The following is a 15760-nucleotide window of genomic DNA, read 5'->3' as shown; positions in this document are numbered from 1 at the left end:
AGACCATGTAGGCATTTTCTGAAAACGGCAGTTTGTGACGTTCTGAGAGAAAATTGTATCTCTTTGACTCTTGTCGAAGTTCTGATGTTGCGAGTTATGTAAGCTAACTTTTTTGACAAAAAGGATAGTAACGATGAACTTTACCCCTGAGCAGCGCCTGATCGTTGGACTATTGTGTGATATTCATAAAAAACTTGAGATCAATAATGAGTATGATGCGGAGTTAATCTCTGATGCGATTTTGACAGGGAATGAATGGGCTATCGACCTTGAATATGGAGACCTTCTTAGTTCGAAAATTGATGACCATCGTTTCGAGTTTGTGTCTGATGTCTTACAAATGTGTACTGTTGTTGAAGGGTCATATGCACAGATGACTGATGATGAGAAAGCCATGATTGCTGAAGGAACAAAGTTTAATCCAGAGAAAGCATTTTTTGGTTTTGATGGTAATAATGAAAGTGAGTACGTGTCATTTGCTCGATTCTATGTAACACGTATAAATAGATTCCCGTGGTTTTCAGAACGAGAGTTCAACTCTCACATTCACTCAGTCGATACCTATAAAAGAATGCTGAGGATTTTTAATGATGTATATGACCCTGTTCATGGTGATGACCATCCTAACGCACAACAGATAATTTCTATAATGAATGAAAAAATCCACCCAAGTAATCGCTAACCTCACAACTGGGAAGTTCATCTCCCCATCATTCGACACTCAAATTAGAGCGGTATTTAGTTATGGGTATTACTGGTGATTTTCAAAAAGAATCTAAATATCATGACCAGCGAGGGAGATGTTTACACTATGAAAATGGGGAGTGTTGCGATGAGATAATCTCTGCACATTCAATACAAAATAAAGGACAACTAAGCCTGATTGCGGAAAATGGACATGTTTATTGCCTAAGCTCCGACCTGTCAACTTTAAATAAGAATGATGGTAAACCACAACTTAAAAAAACTGGTGTTAATAGAGCGTCAACATTTTACGGATTTTGTAAGTTGCATGACAATCAACTGTTTGAGCCAATAGATAATTTTCCTATGGGTGAAGATAAAAAACAGATCGCACTATATGCGTATAGATGTGTTTGCAGGGAATTATTTGTAAAAGAGAATGCAGTATCGGTGCTGAAATATGCGAAAGATCATTCTGGCATTACTCCAGAGATGCGTTCTTTTATCTCTGGTACATTGTTAGGAAATAACATCGGATTGTCAGGGCTGAATTACCATAAAAACATCTATGACCAAGCTCTTATTAATGAAGATTATGATGATTTTGAGTTTGTATTTTTCAACTCAACATCTCAGTGTAATGTTCAACTATCAGGTTTACTTTACCCAGACTTTGATTTCGAAGGGCACTTTTTACAGGAAATAGGTAGAACTGATTTACCATTAGATTTAATTACATTTTTCACTGCACCTGTTGAGAATGGGTGGGCTTTTTGTCTGGCTTGGCATGCATCAAGTAACAATACTTGTATGCCGTTAGTTCGTTCGCTTGCAAACAAAGTTTATAATGGAGAAAAAATTGAAGATGCAATGCTGCGGCTCTCACTTTATTGTTGTGAAAACCATGCAATTAGAATTTCTTGGTGGGATAATTTAAATGTTGGTGATAAGAACTCCTGTCTTGAGGCTATGCAATTGATGGCTGATCCAATCAACCCAATACCTTCTGATTACTTAGTGTCTGGCTGTGAAGGTATAGCAGATTGGAGTTTTGACTATGTACATCAAAGTTGGTAGAAAATATAATTTACGAAAAAGTAATTGCTTTTAATAAAATATATGGGTGTAGATAATTGTGGGAAATACAGTTATGGTAGTAAATCCCTGATATCACACCCCATTACCCTGGCAAGGCGATAAGCCTTTTCTAGGGTGACATTGACCTCACCACGCTCAATTCGTCCTACGTAGCTTCTATCAATTTCGGCCGCATATGCGAGTGCATCTTGCGATACGCCCAATTGAAGCCGTCTATCACGTACAGCATCACCAAATTTTTTTGCTAGCTCTTGCATGTCTCGCCTCTCACTGGCGAGCACTATCTCTGGTTGTCTGGCTAACGACCACGGATTATAATCCGCAATCGAGTTTAGATTTTCACTAAATGTTTTCGTTCGAGACCGAGGATTGCTTATGAGCTCCCAGACTGTGTGGTTACCAACCGCGCTCTACACCGCACTCATTCGATTGCAGATGGATGACTTCACTACAACGGAGTGCTTGAACGCAGTCTTTGGTGAATCAGAGTACAATCAGGCCCATAAGAGGCGATATGGCCTCGTTTATCGTAATCTGATGAAGTTGGTTGACGCGGGTTTCCTGGAACGGAGAAATGTTGATGATGTCCGATCGTATCCAAGTTTCGTTAAAACCCCTCTATTTCATGATGTGAACTTTCAAGAGGAACTAATTGGCCCAGCGACTCAGGGAGAGCTGGAAGTTCAGGAAGTTCAGGAAGCTCAGGAGGAATCGAACGATGCTCTCTTAGATGAGTTAAACGCAAAAGCGAGCCTCTACCGCATTGAAATTCAGGAGTGCCAGGCAGCAATTGCTGAATACAATATGCTGCAAACAAATTTTCCCGCGCTAGAAATTACTATTGATAATGCACTTCGGAATACCAGTCAGAAATACCGTGACTTAAGGGGGCGACTGGCAGCCGTGGAGAAGGTGATGAGGGCTTTGGAGAGCAACGAGTCGGCCCGCTAATATCATCCATTCTATATATAAGCCGATCTTAACTACATGACCATAGGTGTCTGTGATTTTAGGTCATGTAGTTTACCTCACCGCTGCTCGTTCATATACCTAGCGGTACACATAATAGTGTCAATATATGATGTACAGAATATCATCCTCTCGCTATACATCAGCTAAATAGCTTTCATCCATTTCGGGATGGACTTCAAATTTCTCTGTGGAAAAATAAAGACGGCCAAATTCTTTCGGGATATTATCCAGTCGTTCAAGTGAATTATTTACTCTAGAGCATTGGTCTAAATTCAAATAGAAACGATGTTTATCTAACCAATTTCTAGGATCATGAAAATTTTCGATAGTTGCATTTTCTAACCGAGTTACATGCTGCTCAATCATACTACGACTTACCAATGGTCTGAGCATAGGGATGATATCAACAGTCCGGTCATCAGACACGACAATAGCCAGTCTACGATGGCTCCCTTTATGAACGTAGCGTACTCCGGAGTTGTAGCGAGAGCCTCTTGATGGTGTACATTGTTCGGTCGCCTCGCCATCAAGAATGATCCCGATAGCATGACAGAAACCCGCAGGATCTAGAATTATGGTTCCATCGATGCCACTGACGCTTCGGAGTAATGCTTCAGAAAGAAGTGTTGGCTCGATACATGTACCTTGCTTGCTAAGACGACGAGCTTCACTAGCCGCATCTTCGGCAACAACAATCATACTCCCATGTTCTTGGCGAACTTGAGCCATCATCAGGTGCCACAGGTTTAATCCATTTTCATGTGATGTCTCTGGAAAGAGTCGAGCATAATTTGCAAGGAATGCAGCCTTATCAAAAGGTTCTTGAGGTAATTTAGGGTCAGCATAATGACTGCGAAGTAATGCTTGATTGCCACAACGCAATTCCCAGTGATAGTGGTCGATAAAAACAACTGAAAATGCATCTTGGTGATGGGGATCATGACATTCCTTAAGTCTCCCCAGTCCATAGATCCGCTGACTGTCCGCAATAATACCAATACCTGTAGTTGCCATCTGTAAAACCTTCCGCACCCACCTTGGCTCACGAAACGCTACAGGATCTGAAAATTTAACCATAAATTCGACAGCATCGTTTTTTGGGTCAACAAGGATAAGATGCCCAATTCCCTTCGAGCCTTCATACATTAAGGAAGAAACAAGATTCAACGTAGCAAACAGATCGTCATGCATGTACTGCCGTTCGATTGATAACCCAGGGGTGTGCATGAATTTTTTCGCAGCAATACGGACGATTTCTTCTGCCTCTCTCATACCATGATGTGGAGAACGTCCAGGTTCAGGCTTGTTCAACCCCTCTGTTGCCTCATGCAGAACAGTCGCCATAGCTGAATGAATGAGACTACGATATCCATTTTCATTATTGCCTTTTCTGAGTGGCTTATGATCTAACGGGGGATACTGTAAGAACAGGCTATTTGGGATCTGTATAACAGGAGTTACATAGTGGTCATCGATGCGCCTAGCTGCTCCGCAGAACGAAGTTACATGATGTTCTTCATCAAAGTTTTTTAATGCCAGCTGGACCGATGTACGCACTGAATCTTGGCGCATCCACTCCGGCTTATCACGCATACTCGGAGCATCACCAAAATACAAGTTCTGCATTTTATGATTGTTATATGCAACTTCAATAGAATCAATTAGGTCATCAAATAATGACAGCTGCCATTTTCCATCTTCTGGCTCGATGCACACTGGATTCCGGTTATCGCTATTTGGGCTTCGAGCACCAACTAGAATCACTTCTGCTTCTGAAGGAGCCCCCAGACTTTTTAGCACATCGCGAGCTAACCTCTGAATTTGAATCCGATAGTGGCTTTGATATCCCCACATGAAAAGGTTGATGTAGTGTCCACCCATTGCTAATCCACCGTTATTGATCACTTTCAGTTCTCAGCGAATGCTCGCTAACCAAGTCCAAGTGCCACAAATGCTGTCGAACTGTCCTTGCATTAGCGGGAGCATGTCTCAACGCCTAGTCGTTGAAGCTATGGCGCTTACAGCACCATACATGAACATTACGTTATCACACACCCCTTCTTGAGGGTAATGGCAATAAAAAATGATAAAAATCAAATAGTTAATTGTCGGCAGCTGAGCTCTCCAATCAGTTCGAAAAACAACCTTACTGATACATCAATCGTTTTCCTTGATCGCCTCAATCGGATCGGATATGTTTGTGCTGTGTAAACATACAGCACCACATATAGTGTCAGTGATAAGAATCAAGCACAGGATATAGACATGGCAACGAACAGTAAAACGACCTCCGATAAAGTCGCAACACTTGCTGGGCAGGTGCTCAACGATACAACCTCCTCTGCCACTGCGCGCTCCCTTGCGGCTTCCGCGCTGTCTCAGGCTAGGGCTGGGAAGCAAACTGGTGCTGAAATGGAGACGTTTGCCTCCATGGTGTTACAAAGCAGAAAGTACAGCGAAACCTCAAAAACCCTGGCTGCCAGTATCTTGGCACAAGCCAATAAAGAGCGATGAATAGCAGGGTTATGCTATTACGCATGAAAGGATTGGCATATGCATGATTACGCTGTATTTGGTCATAGTAGAGCGACAATAGGTCGATATCTCGGAACTGCATCAGTTATTCTTACTGGTTTGATATCAAGCATTATTCTATGGTTGCACCAAGTAGATGGTCTCAGTTTTATGGCTGGAGCAACAGTTTCAACTGCTGTTGTATATTTTGCCTTACATTGGGTTTTTAATAACTATGTATGGAAAGTACCACTGTTTAAAATTCCAGATTTAAATGGTGTTTGGTCTGTCAGAGGTGAAACGCTCTCTGAAGATGACGGTGTTATAAAGTATAACTGGGAAGCTGAAATTGATATTGAGCAGACTTGGGAAAAAATATCTATAAACTTAAAAACCAAACAAAGCTCCAGCGAAAGCTATACGGCAACTCTTGCCAAAAAATCAGGAACCCGTGGTGGCTGGGCTCTTCATTATAGTTATAGTAATTCTCCTGATGCATCTCAGTTCCACGAGTTGAACTCACATAGAGGTTACTGTGAAGTTATCTTTGATAAGGAACTAACTTCTGGTGAAGCTGCATATTTTAATAGTAATGGAAGAAGAACTTTCGGAAAAATGTACCTGACGCGAGGTGATAAATGATCAACTTTAGTGACCGTTTGAAAAAATTAAAGGAAAGGCGTCAGGGTACGGCTCAGCGCTATGCACTTGATCAAGGTTATACTGCATTATCTGCTGCATATGATTATCGTCCACAAGAAAGTTATGAAAAGGTCAAAGACAGTGATGCTATCAAGTATGTAATTGGTGCGATGGCACCAGTGAGCGCTAAATCAACACAAGTTTCAATAGATGAAGGGGAACGTGTAGCTAATACATTGGTTGGCATGCTCGAAAAAGACCGGATTAATACTGAATTCAAGCTTCAAGGTTCTGTAGCTTTAGATATTCATATTGAAGGACACTCTGATGTCGATATGTTGATTCTTAAAAATGATGTAATCCTCGTCCAACTACCAGTTCTTCCATCAACTAACTATACTGATGCTCCTGACAAAAGGCCCATGCTCGATCAAGTAAAAGAAATTCGCTTAGCATCAGAAGTTAAACTGACAAGCAGATACTATCAAGCAACAGTAGACTGCTCGAATAAGAAATCCATATCAATGAGTGGAGGTAGCCTGGCTCGAAAGATTGATATTGTGCCAAGCTGTTGGCATGACTCTCATGATTATCAGCGCTCAGGCAAACAGCATGACCGATGCGTCAGAATATACGATAAAGAAAAACATGAGTTCATAGAAAACAAACCTTTCCTTCACATTAAGAAAGTTGATGATAAGGACTCTATTCATGGAGGAAACCTTAAGAAAGTCGTTCGGTTAATGAAGAATATTGTGGCCGATATGCCAGATTATAAAAAGAAAGTAGCCAAGAAGCTTACAAGCTTTGACTTAACTAGCATTGCGTATCACATGGATGCTCAACTGACATGTCCTGAATATTTCCCCCTGCTACTTCTTCACAAGCTTGATCTCTGGCTGCAAAAGTTAAAGGATGATAAAACTCTCAGAGATTCACTAAAATCTCCAGATGAGGTTCAGTCTATTTTCAATAATGTTGAAAAAGATGATGCTCTTGAGATTCTTAGCAAGGAAGTTTCTGACTTGGCAGCCTCTGTTTATCGAGACCTGTACCCACATGATAGAGAGAAAGACATAAGCAAATTAGCATGCAAATATATTTATGTTTAGGAAGACAATTAATTTCCCGAAAAATATTACCGCCTTTAACCATGGCCCCAATGGGGCCAATGAGTAACATCGTAGGATCTTACTATTATTTCTCAGGTTGTCTGACCCAATGATGAGGACTATAATCCCCACCCTAATTTTGATTCCTACTAATTGTTGTCTTTCGAGACTGAGGGTTACCTATGGGCTCCCAAACTGTGTGGCTTCCAACCGTACTCTACACTGCACTAATTCGGTTACAGCTGAACGATTTCACTGCACAGGAGTGCGTAATCGCGGTATTTGGTGACAAGTTCAAGCGCCCATCAAAACATAAATACTATGGACTCATATACCGCCATCTGAACAAGTTGGTCGGTATGGGTCTTTTGAATAGGCGCAGTGTTGGCAATAAATGGTTTCGCCCAAATTACGTCAAAGCGCAGCTGTTTGATGAGGTCACCTTTCGGGAGGATCTACTTGGCCCAGTGATTCCAGTGACTCAGGTCGAGCAAAAGGCAGTCGTGGCAGTGAGAAATGAAGGGATCAAGGTGCTGGAGGCGAGGGCACGCTCTTATCGATTTGAGCTCCAGGAATACCAGGCTACATTCGCCGAATATTGTGAGCTACGAACAGATTTCCCCGCGCTAGAGACAACCATTGATAATGTGCTCAGGCACACCTGTCAGGAGTTTCGTTTCTTACGAGGTAGGTTGGCTGCCGTGGAGGAGGTAATGAGGGCATACTCATCCAAAGACCAATAAGCTAGTTATTTATTAGCTGTCCAATGGGGGAGGGGATGAATGCCTTTAAGTGAGGTATTGTAGAAATAAAAAAGCCAGCTAATGCTGGCTTTTTTATTTCTGAAAATGGTGTCCCGTGCAGGATTCGAACCTGCGACCGTCCGCTTAGCTTACCACTACAGCTTTCACTGCCACCCGAGAGTGTTTGTGGTCTGGACTATATCTTCACCCACAGCATTATCTGTTTGGGTGGAGGGCGCTAATGATGTATTCCGCAATGAGATCGCATTGCACCATCTAGTCTCTGCACCTTCTCTACACGCTTGTAGAGCTTGGCTCAAGATTACCACCGCCATGACGCGCTGAGGCTTCCTTGAATTCACCCTCTCCACTGTATAGGTTTCCCTGTACAGGCTCCTAATAACTTAAAGGCGGATGCTCTATCCAACTGAGCTAACGGGACAAATTTTTACAAATCAATAACACTTCAAGAGCTATGCAAAATGGTAACTCTTTTTAGTTAGGAGTAACAACAAGGCTTTACTAGGTAACCTTACCATCTCTCCAGCCCTTGTCTGCTCTAGCCTTTTCAAAATGTGGTAACACTTTGGGGGTTAGTTTTGCTACTATCCAACTGAGCTAAGGGCGCTTTGTATCAACACGTCTTAAGGACGAGTCGATGAACATGGTCGGTGATAAAGGATTCGAACCTTTGACCCTCTGGTCCCAAACCAGATGCGCTACCGGACTGCGCTAATCACCGAAAATCCCTGACCAGCATATCGACATGAGTCGTACTGGGCAACGGGCGGGCATCATAGCCAAGCGTAAGGGCCAGCGTCAACGACTTTTTCCCCCAGTAAATTCAAGTGCCTACTTATTGCCCGCTACAGGTCTGGCGTGCGTCTGCCGCTAACATCCCGGCTAAAAAAATGCGACAATGCGCGGCAGTTGAACACATGGTGAGTGGAGAACGATGTCTGCCAAAATCATAGATGGAAAACAGGTTGCGCAAACGATTCGCAGCCAGGTCGCGGCGCAAGTCCAACAGCGGTTGGCGGCAGGGAAACGGGCTCCAGGGCTGGCAGTCATTCTGGTGGGGGCGGATCCCGCCTCTCAGGTCTATGTCGGCAGCAAACGTCGGGCGTGCGAGGAGGTGGGTTTTCTCTCCCGCTCCTATGATCTGAGTGCAACCGCCAGTCAGGAAGAGCTGCTGGCGCTGATCGACCAGTTGAATGCGGATAGCCACGTAGATGGCATTCTGGTTCAGCTGCCGTTGCCGGATCACTTTGATACCACTCAGGTGCTGGAGCGGATCCAGCCTGACAAGGATGTAGATGGATTCCACCCGTATAACGTAGGTCGTCTGGCCCAGCGTATTCCGGCGCTGCGCCCCTGCACCCCGAAAGGGATCATGACGTTGATCGAGACCACCGGCGTGAAGACGCATGGTCTGCATGCGGTCGTGGTGGGCGCGTCCAACATAGTGGGGCGTCCCATGACCCTCGAATTGTTGCTGGCGGGCTGCACGACGACTACCTGTCACCGCTTTACCCGGGATCTGGAAGATCAGGTACGCCGTGCCGATCTGCTGGTTGTCGCAGTCGGCAAGCCAAACTTCATCCCTGGGGAGTGGATCAAACCGGGGGCACTGGTGATCGATGTGGGCATCAACCGTCTGGCTGATGGCTCGCTGGTCGGTGATGTGGAGTTTGAGACGGCGCGCAGCCATGCCTCCTTCATTACCCCGGTACCCGGTGGCGTGGGCCCGATGACGGTCGCCAGCCTGATGGAAAATACCCTGATCGCCTGCAGTGAATATCACGACTGATTATGGTTGGTGATAACCCTGTGATCCCGTGAGGAGGCAGGGTTCGCCAGAAATCTGACAATAAAAAACCGGTTGCTCAGAGAGGAACCGGTTTTTTATTTATCCAACGGGTGTTATTTACATATTTTGTGCTTCGTTTGGCACAATCACAGAGGCATGATTTCCTTTCGGCCCCTGTTGCAGTTCAAAATTGACAGCTTGACCCGCTTTCAGGGTCTTGTAGCCCTCCATTTGAATAGTGGAGTAGTGAGCGAAGATATCCTCACCGCCCCCTTCCGGACAGATAAACCCAAATCCTTTTGCGTTGTTAAACCACTTAACTGTGCCGGTTGCCATACTTCTACATCCTTTTATTGATTACCCAGAAGTCGTTGAGTAACCTGCGCCAGCCCTTTATAACTAGGGACATGGGCCCATAGCAGACGGGCACAGATTAGCAAGTAACCAATCTAGTCTAACTTTTGAGCGAGTCAAGAAGTTGTTAACAGCTGATGTGATCTGGTTAACAAGTCTATTGACAACCTTGTGTTAGACGGTAGTAATCTAGAGGTACCAAAGCGCGATTATGAGCAAGCAGAAAGAACTCTTTGCTAATGAAGAGATTGCAGAAGCAGAGAAAACAAAGCTGCAGCCGCCACCCATGTATAAGGTTGTGTTGAACAACGATGACTACACGCCCATGGAGTTTGTGGTGGAGGTGCTGCAAAAGTTCTTTGGTATGGATTTGGACAAGGCGACTCAGGTCATGCTGAGTGTGCATTATAGTGGTAAGGGTGTCTGCGGCATGTTTACCGCAGAGATCGCCGAAACCAAGGTTGTCCAGGTCAACACCTATGCACGTAACAACGAACATCCACTGCTCTGTACTATGGAAAAGGCTTGAATCTGATGACTTGATGGCGAGTGTGACACCACATTGTAGCTGTACTAGGGGAGGTGCCTATGTTGAATAAAGATCTAGAAAAGACGCTGAACGAGGCTTTCAAACTGGCCCGTGACGACCGCCACGAATTCATGACCGTCGAGCACCTGTTGTTAGCCCTTCTGGATAACAGTTCAGCCCATGAGGCGCTGAGCTCCTGTGGTGCCGATGTCGAGCAGATGCGCAAGGAGATCCGCGCATTCATCACCCAAACTACTCCGCTCATACCGCGCGACGATGAAGATCGTGAAACCCAGCCGACACTGGGCTTCCAGCGCGTGTTGCAGCGTGCCGTCTTCCATGTGCAATCCTCCGGCAATACCGAAGTCAGCGGCGCCAACGTGCTGGTCGCTATCTTCAGTGAGCAGGAGTCACAAGCTGCCTATTTCCTGAAAAAAGCCGAGATCAGCCGTCTCGACGTCGTCAATTTCCTCTCCCACGGGGTGCGCAAGGACAGCAAGCCTGATCTCGGTAGCAATAACAATCCCGAGTCTGATGATGATGTTTCGGCCGCCCAGATAGAGAGCTTTGCCACCAACCTGAACCAGCTGGTGCTGGAAGGGCGCATCGATCCGCTCATCGGTCGTGATCAGGAGCTTAATCGTACCATTCAGGTGCTCTGCCGTCGTCGCAAGAACAACCCGTTGCTGGTGGGTGAAGCGGGCGTGGGTAAAACCGCCATTGCCGAAGGTCTGGCCTATCGCATCGTCAAGGGGGATGTCCCCGAGGTGATTGCGGGCAGTACCATCTATTCGCTGGATATGGGGTCTCTGCTGGCGGGTACCAAATACCGTGGTGATTTCGAGAAGCGCCTCAAGGTACTGCTCAAGCAAATTGAGCGTCAGGAAGGGGCCATCCTCTTTATCGACGAGATCCATACCATCATCGGTGCCGGTGCGGCATCCGGTGGTCAGCTCGATGCAGCCAACCTAATCAAGCCGCTGCTCTCCAATGGTTTGCTCCGTTGCGTGGGATCCACTACTTATCAGGAGTACGCCCAGATCTTCGAGAAAGACCGAGCGTTGGCCCGTCGCTTCCAGAAGATCGATATTGTCGAGCCGACTATCGATGACACCACTCGCATCCTGATGGGGCTCAAGAGTCGTTATGAGGCTCACCACGGCGTGCGCTATACCGCCAAGGCGATCCGTGCAGCTGCCGAGCTCTCTGCCAAGTACATCAATGATCGTCACTTGCCCGACAAGGCGATCGACGTGATCGACGAGGCGGGCGCCGGTCAACGGTTGCTGCCGGCGAGCAAGCGCAAGAAAGTGATCAATGTGCAGGAAATTGAGTCCATTGTGGCCAAGATCGCCCGCATTCCGGAAAAATCGGTCTCCTCTTCAGATAAAGAAGTACTGAAGAACTTGGAACGCAATCTGAAGATGGTGGTCTTTGGTCAGGATAAAGCCATCGAGGTGCTGACCGATGCGATTCGCCTCTCTCGTTCAGGTTTGGGTAACGAGCGTCGACCGGTTGGTTGCTTCCTGTTTGCCGGTCCTACCGGTGTTGGTAAAACAGAGGTGACCCAGCAGTTGGGCAAGGCATTGGGTGTCGAGATGCTGCGCTTTGATATGTCCGAATACATGGAACGCCATACCGTATCTCGCCTGATTGGCGCGCCTCCCGGCTACGTCGGTTTTGAACAGGGTGGTTTGCTGACCGATGCGGTGATCAAGCATCCCCACTCGGTGGTGTTGCTCGACGAGATTGAGAAGGCTCACCCGGATGTGTTCAACCTGCTGTTGCAGGTGATGGACAATGGTACCCTGACCGATAACAACGGGCGCAAGGCAGATTTCCGTAATGTGATTTTGGTGATGACTACCAACGCCGGTGTGCAGGAGACCCAGCGCAAGTCGATTGGCTTCCAGCAACAGGATTTGAGCCACGATGCCATGGCGGTGATCAACAAGACGTTCAGTCCGGAGTTTCGTAACCGGCTTGATCACACCATCTGGTTCAACCATCTCGATATGACGGTGATTCATCAGGTGGTCGACAAGTTTATTGTCGAATTGCAGGTTCAACTGGATGCGAAGGGAGTTTCTCTCGAGGTGTCAGAGCGTGCCCGCCACTGGTTGGCAGAGAAGGGATATGACAGAGCCATGGGTGCCAGACCGATGGGTCGGGTGATCCAGGAACACCTCAAGAAACCCCTGGCCAACGAGATCCTGTTTGGTTCACTGGTTGACGGGGGGATTGTGAAGGTTGAGTTGGTAAATGACAGCCTCAGCTTTGATTTTCAGGTCAATGTTGAAGCTGTTTCCCACTAAGCGTCAGTGATCAGAAAACGACAAAAAACCCCAACCGACAGGTTGGGGTTTTTTGCTGAATTCCTGGCTTAGCGAGAGCGGAAAACAATACGTCCCTTGGAGAGATCGTAGGGAGTCAGTGCTACCGTTACTTTGTCTCCAGTCAGGATACGAATGTAGTTTTTGCGCATCTTGCCTGAAATATGAGCGATAACCACGTGACCATTCTCCAGTTCCACACGGAACATGGTATTGGGCAGGGTTTCGAGAATAGTGCCCTGCATCTCAATACTGTCTTCTTTAGCCATTGAATCCTCTTGATAAGCCACAACAAAAAACCGCTGGATCATGCCGGATTTAAGGCTATGTGTAAAGTTTACTCGGGCTTGGTGTCGATATTTTTCCATTCCCCTTGAATTAACAGCTCATGGGGGAGGTAATTGCGCTTGTAATTCATCTTGCGGCACGCCTCCACCAGATAGCCAAGATAGAGCCAGCTTCGTCCGGTACGTCTGGCCAGATCGAGCTGGCAGAGGATGGCAAAAGTGCCTAAGGAGCGATCGGCATAGTCCGGATCGAAGAAGGTGTACATGGCGCTCAGGGAGTGGGGCAGCAGGTCGGTGGTGGCGACACCGATCAGGCGGCCCTCCTTGCGCATCTCCAGGTAGAGCGGCGGCATCCAGTCACAATGAAGAAACCCGCGATACTGGCTGCGGTTGGGGGGATACATGCTGCCATCGTGATGGCGTTCTCGGATATAGCGTTCGTAGAGCAGGTAATACTCTGGCTTGTCATCGTAGCTCAGGACGATCTCGATATCCCTGTTGAGCTGGCGGATCCGCTTCTGGCCGCGGCTGGCACGAAAGTGCTCACTGTGAATACGAAGGGACTGACAGGCACTGCACGCCGGGCAGTGGGGGCGATAGATGTCGTTGCCACTGCGGCGAAAACCGGCAGTCAACAATCGCTCGTAACCGTTGGCGTTGAGCAGATTGTGATCCATCAGCACCAGCAACTGCTCCTGTTCATGGTCCAGATAACTGCAGGGATGCTTGGGAGTCAGCCCTACTTTAAGGATCACTTCTTCAGTCATAGGCTGATCTCCCCCTCTTGCCAGCAGGAAGCCAACAGTGGTTGATGGCCAAGGCGCGCCAGCTCGGCCAGAAAACGGGCCCTTGGCCACTCCTCGATACCCAGGGTCGCCAGAAACGGGTTTTGCATCTGGCAATCGATGAGGGCGCCGCGATGGCGGGCGAAGTGGCGACAGAGTGCCACCATGGCAAGTTTGGCGCCGTTATCAATCCGGCTGAACATGGACTCACCGCAAAACAGTCGGCCGATAGAGAGGCCATACAGTCCCGCTTGCAACTCTCCCTCCTGCCAGATCTCGATAGAGTGGGCATGACCCAGCCGGTGCAACTGCTGGTAGGCGTCGATCATGGGTTGGCTGATCCAGGTGCCATCAGCGGTGCGACGAGGGGCGGCGCAAGCGGTGATGACTTCATTAAAGGCGCGATTGACGGAAATATCGAATGGGGTTCGGCGGATAATCTTCTGCAGTGTCCGCCCCACATGGAGTTGGTCGGGACGGATCACTCCGCGCGGATCCGGTGACCACCACAGGGTCGGCTGGTGGGGTTCATTCCACGGGAAGATCCCCTTGTGGTAAGCTGCCAGCAATCTGGCCGGGGAGAGATCTCCGCCGATCGCCAGCAAGCCGTTGGGCTCTTCCAGCGCATGGCCGGGGTCGGGAAACCAGCAAAGCTCATCATCCAGTTGGGTAAGATAGCGAGACATAAGGCAACGAGGTTCATAGATGAAGGCCATTATCCTGATAGTATCCAGCTTGCTCTGCTTTGTCACGGCGCCCGCCGGGGCGGAAGTCTACCAGCGCAATACCGCGCGGCCGGTCAATCAGGTGGTGTTTGGCCAGGTCGAAACGGTGCGCAATATAACTCAGCGTCAGATCCTGGAGTCCGAGCACTCTGGCTGGAAGACGCTGGGCGGAGCCGTGCTGGGCGGCCTGCTTGGCAACCAGTTTGGCGGCGGACATGGCCGTGAAATTGCTACCGCCGTCGGGGCACTGGCGGGAGCTGCCGCCGCGCAGCAATATCAGTCAGAAGGCACCGTGGTGGAAAACAAGCTGGTGGAGCTGCTGATCCGCAACGAGCAAAATGCCCTTATCAACGTGATCCAGGATTATGATCCCGCCATGGTCTTTGCCAATGGGGACAAGGTGCGTATTCTCTATTTCGATGATGGGGTGCGGGTGGATAAAACCTATTGATGCTCATGTTGCATGATGCAGTTGCGGCCAGCATGCTTGGCTTGATAGAGCAGTTGGTCTGCATCGTTGAGTAGGTTACCTAGCTCATTCGATGGGGTGTTGGTGATACCAAAACTTATGGTTATCGAAAAGACAGTATTGTCTACCCTGATCTCTTCCTGTGATATTGCTACTCTAAACTGGTCTAGTCGCTCAAGCAGGCATGAGAAACTTGGTTGTTTACTGAGAATACAAAACTCTTCTCCGCCGAGTCTGGCCACCAACTCTTCCTTGAAGTAATCCTTTAACTTCCCTGCGACCAGTTTAAGTACTGTGTCGCCAATGTGATGCCCATGCTGGTCATTGACTCGTTTGAAGTGATCGATATCGAGTAAACAGGCCGTCAGCGTAGGCTGTTCTTGCAGCCATTTGTTGCCGTGTTCGAACAGAAAGCGGCGGTTGTAGAGATTGGTCAGATAGTCACGGTTGGCGGTATCACGAATGGTATCCATCAGCTCCAGCGTCTCCAGATTATGGCCAACCCGGCAATAGAGCTCTTCGGGGGTGAAGGGTTTGCTCAAAAAGTCATTTGCCCCCAGCTTGATAAATCGGGCCGAAAGCGTTTTGTCTTCCGAGCTGGAGAGGCCAAGAATTGAGGTATCCTGATTTTCACAGACAGTCCCGATTGTTACGATGAGACAATCGGGGGTATTGAATGAAATCGAGAGAACACTATTCACCA

The 15760-nt window shown here is 47.6% G+C and carries 18 protein-coding genes and 1 tRNA gene; 11 read left to right on the top strand and 8 right to left on the bottom strand.

Features of this window, described 5'->3' with window-relative positions:
• The first annotated feature begins 133 nt into the window (after window positions 1–133).
• Both ACW5W8_RS18515 and ACW5W8_RS18510 read left to right on the top strand, forming a co-directional pair.
• The gene (locus tag ACW5W8_RS18515) at window positions 134–682 is read left to right on the top strand and encodes a YfbU family protein (RefSeq protein WP_498629412.1); all 549 of its coding nucleotides are present in this window, start codon (window positions 134–136) and stop codon (window positions 680–682) included.
• Between the two features lie 62 nt (window positions 683–744).
• Complete coding sequence (locus ACW5W8_RS18510; protein ID WP_498629410.1) at window positions 745–1761, top strand: hypothetical protein; 1017 nt, start codon at window positions 745–747, stop codon at window positions 1759–1761.
• A 71-nt stretch (window positions 1762–1832) separates the two neighbouring features.
• On the opposite strand, the gene ACW5W8_RS18505 is transcribed toward ACW5W8_RS18510, so the two are convergent.
• Window positions 1833–2039: a helix-turn-helix domain-containing protein gene (locus tag ACW5W8_RS18505; RefSeq protein WP_005895552.1), complete on the bottom strand. Its 207-nt coding sequence runs from the start codon at window positions 2037–2039 to the stop codon at window positions 1833–1835.
• A 118-nt stretch (window positions 2040–2157) separates the two neighbouring features.
• Between ACW5W8_RS18505 and ACW5W8_RS18500 the strand changes: the two genes are divergently transcribed.
• Window positions 2158–2733, top strand: a complete 576-nt coding sequence (locus ACW5W8_RS18500) for a VspR family transcription factor (protein ID WP_498629408.1) — start codon at window positions 2158–2160, stop codon at window positions 2731–2733.
• Between the two features lie 153 nt (window positions 2734–2886).
• Here ACW5W8_RS18500 and ACW5W8_RS18495 read toward each other — a convergent pair whose 3' ends face one another.
• Window positions 2887–4635 carry an anti-phage protein gene (locus tag ACW5W8_RS18495; RefSeq protein WP_498629406.1) on the bottom strand — a complete coding sequence of 583 codons (1749 nt, stop codon included), beginning with the start codon at window positions 4633–4635 and terminating at the stop codon, window positions 2887–2889.
• A gap of 384 nt (window positions 4636–5019) precedes the next feature.
• Between ACW5W8_RS18495 and ACW5W8_RS18490 the strand changes: the two genes are divergently transcribed.
• The 4 genes from ACW5W8_RS18490 (at window position 5020) to ACW5W8_RS18475 (ending at window position 7765) form a co-directional block, all read left to right on the top strand.
• A complete protein-coding gene (locus ACW5W8_RS18490) occupies window positions 5020–5268 on the top strand; it encodes a hypothetical protein (protein WP_479321206.1) in 249 nt (82 codons plus the stop codon).
• A 39-nt stretch (window positions 5269–5307) separates the two neighbouring features.
• Window positions 5308–5910 carry a Cap15 family cyclic dinucleotide receptor domain-containing protein gene (locus tag ACW5W8_RS18485; RefSeq protein ID WP_323968732.1) on the top strand — a complete coding sequence of 201 codons (603 nt, stop codon included), beginning with the start codon at window positions 5308–5310 and terminating at the stop codon, window positions 5908–5910.
• Window positions 5907–7022 (top strand): nucleotidyltransferase-like protein, encoded by a 1116-nt coding sequence (locus ACW5W8_RS18480; RefSeq protein ID WP_479321209.1) that lies wholly within the window; start codon window positions 5907–5909, stop codon window positions 7020–7022. The genes ACW5W8_RS18485 and ACW5W8_RS18480 overlap by 4 nt, the downstream gene beginning before the upstream one ends.
• 182 nt (window positions 7023–7204) lie before the next feature.
• Window positions 7205–7765: a hypothetical protein gene (locus tag ACW5W8_RS18475; protein ID WP_498629403.1), complete on the top strand. Its 561-nt coding sequence runs from the start codon at window positions 7205–7207 to the stop codon at window positions 7763–7765.
• Window positions 7766–8430: 665 nt separating this feature from the next.
• Here ACW5W8_RS18475 and ACW5W8_RS18470 read toward each other — a convergent pair.
• A tRNA-Pro gene (locus ACW5W8_RS18470) sits at window positions 8431–8507 on the bottom strand.
• Between the two features lie 213 nt (window positions 8508–8720).
• On the opposite strand from ACW5W8_RS18470, the gene folD reads away from it, so the two are divergent.
• Window positions 8721–9575, top strand: coding sequence for a bifunctional methylenetetrahydrofolate dehydrogenase/methenyltetrahydrofolate cyclohydrolase FolD (folD, locus tag ACW5W8_RS18465; RefSeq protein WP_005346435.1), 855 nt, complete (start codon window positions 8721–8723; stop codon window positions 9573–9575).
• 117 nt (window positions 9576–9692) lie between these two features.
• Here folD and cspD read toward each other — a convergent pair whose 3' ends face one another.
• On the bottom strand, window positions 9693–9911 hold the full coding sequence (gene cspD / locus ACW5W8_RS18460) for a cold shock-like protein CspD (protein ID WP_005300025.1): 219 nt from the start codon (window positions 9909–9911) through the stop codon (window positions 9693–9695).
• A 229-nt stretch (window positions 9912–10140) separates the two neighbouring features.
• On the opposite strand from cspD, the gene clpS reads away from it, so the two are divergent.
• Window positions 10141–10458: an ATP-dependent Clp protease adapter ClpS gene (clpS, locus tag ACW5W8_RS18455; protein WP_005337111.1), complete on the top strand. Its 318-nt coding sequence runs from the start codon at window positions 10141–10143 to the stop codon at window positions 10456–10458.
• A gap of 59 nt (window positions 10459–10517) precedes the next feature.
• Window positions 10518–12773, top strand: a complete 2256-nt coding sequence (clpA, locus tag ACW5W8_RS18450) for an ATP-dependent Clp protease ATP-binding subunit ClpA (protein ID WP_498629400.1) — start codon at window positions 10518–10520, stop codon at window positions 12771–12773.
• Window positions 12774–12841: 68 nt separating this feature from the next.
• Here clpA and infA read toward each other — a convergent pair whose 3' ends face one another.
• From infA to aat, 3 genes are read right to left on the bottom strand one after another with little or no spacing between them, the layout of a single operon-like run.
• A complete protein-coding gene (gene infA / locus ACW5W8_RS18445) occupies window positions 12842–13159 on the bottom strand; it encodes a translation initiation factor IF-1 (protein WP_231557514.1) in 318 nt (105 codons plus the stop codon).
• On the bottom strand, window positions 13129–13845 hold the full coding sequence (locus tag ACW5W8_RS18440) for an arginyltransferase (RefSeq protein ID WP_498629398.1): 717 nt from the start codon (window positions 13843–13845) through the stop codon (window positions 13129–13131). Before ACW5W8_RS18440 ends, infA begins: the two co-directional genes overlap by 31 nt.
• A complete protein-coding gene (gene aat, locus ACW5W8_RS18435; protein ID WP_498629396.1) occupies window positions 13842–14549 on the bottom strand; it encodes a leucyl/phenylalanyl-tRNA--protein transferase in 708 nt (235 codons plus the stop codon). Before aat ends, ACW5W8_RS18440 begins: the two co-directional genes overlap by 4 nt.
• Before the next feature lie 19 nt (window positions 14550–14568).
• Here aat and ACW5W8_RS18430 point away from each other — a divergent pair, with 19 nt between their 5' ends.
• Window positions 14569–15039, top strand: coding sequence for an outer membrane lipoprotein (locus tag ACW5W8_RS18430; RefSeq protein WP_064338141.1), 471 nt, complete (start codon window positions 14569–14571; stop codon window positions 15037–15039).
• On the opposite strand, the gene ACW5W8_RS18425 is transcribed toward ACW5W8_RS18430, so the two are convergent.
• On the bottom strand, window positions 15033–15760 hold a 728-nt coding region (locus ACW5W8_RS18425), incomplete at its 5' end, for a GGDEF domain-containing response regulator (protein WP_498629394.1). The two genes, ACW5W8_RS18430 and ACW5W8_RS18425, sit on opposite strands and share 7 nt — an antisense overlap.

This window comes from Aeromonas aquatilis (genome assembly GCF_054052405.1).
This window is presented reverse-complemented; position numbering and strand designations above follow the sequence as displayed.

Excerpts from the sequence above, each read along its gene's own strand:
- folD (WP_005346435.1), top strand. The coding sequence starts at position 8,721 with ATGTCTGCCAAAATCATAGATGGAAAACAGGTTGCGCAAACGATTCGC.
- clpA (WP_498629400.1), top strand. The coding sequence starts at position 10,518 with ATGTTGAATAAAGATCTAGAAAAGACGCTGAACGAGGCTTTCAAACTG.
- ACW5W8_RS18510 (WP_498629410.1), top strand. The coding sequence starts at position 745 with ATGGGTATTACTGGTGATTTTCAAAAAGAATCTAAATATCATGACCAG.
- ACW5W8_RS18430 (WP_064338141.1), top strand. The coding sequence starts at position 14,569 with ATGAAGGCCATTATCCTGATAGTATCCAGCTTGCTCTGCTTTGTCACG.
- cspD (WP_005300025.1), bottom strand. The coding sequence starts at position 9,911 with ATGGCAACCGGCACAGTTAAGTGGTTTAACAACGCAAAAGGATTTGGG.
- ACW5W8_RS18485 (WP_323968732.1), top strand. The coding sequence starts at position 5,308 with ATGCATGATTACGCTGTATTTGGTCATAGTAGAGCGACAATAGGTCGA.
- infA (WP_231557514.1), bottom strand. The coding sequence starts at position 13,159 with ATGGAAAAATATCGACACCAAGCCCGAGTAAACTTTACACATAGCCTT.
- clpS (WP_005337111.1), top strand. The coding sequence starts at position 10,141 with ATGAGCAAGCAGAAAGAACTCTTTGCTAATGAAGAGATTGCAGAAGCA.
- ACW5W8_RS18495 (WP_498629406.1), bottom strand. The coding sequence starts at position 4,635 with ATGGGTGGACACTACATCAACCTTTTCATGTGGGGATATCAAAGCCAC.
- ACW5W8_RS18490 (WP_479321206.1), top strand. The coding sequence starts at position 5,020 with ATGGCAACGAACAGTAAAACGACCTCCGATAAAGTCGCAACACTTGCT.
- ACW5W8_RS18515 (WP_498629412.1), top strand. The coding sequence starts at position 134 with ATGAACTTTACCCCTGAGCAGCGCCTGATCGTTGGACTATTGTGTGAT.
- ACW5W8_RS18500 (WP_498629408.1), top strand. The coding sequence starts at position 2,158 with ATGAGCTCCCAGACTGTGTGGTTACCAACCGCGCTCTACACCGCACTC.
- ACW5W8_RS18505 (WP_005895552.1), bottom strand. The coding sequence starts at position 2,039 with ATGCAAGAGCTAGCAAAAAAATTTGGTGATGCTGTACGTGATAGACGG.
- aat (WP_498629396.1), bottom strand. The coding sequence starts at position 14,549 with ATGTCTCGCTATCTTACCCAACTGGATGATGAGCTTTGCTGGTTTCCC.
- ACW5W8_RS18475 (WP_498629403.1), top strand. The coding sequence starts at position 7,205 with ATGGGCTCCCAAACTGTGTGGCTTCCAACCGTACTCTACACTGCACTA.
- ACW5W8_RS18480 (WP_479321209.1), top strand. The coding sequence starts at position 5,907 with ATGATCAACTTTAGTGACCGTTTGAAAAAATTAAAGGAAAGGCGTCAG.
- ACW5W8_RS18440 (WP_498629398.1), bottom strand. The coding sequence starts at position 13,845 with ATGACTGAAGAAGTGATCCTTAAAGTAGGGCTGACTCCCAAGCATCCC.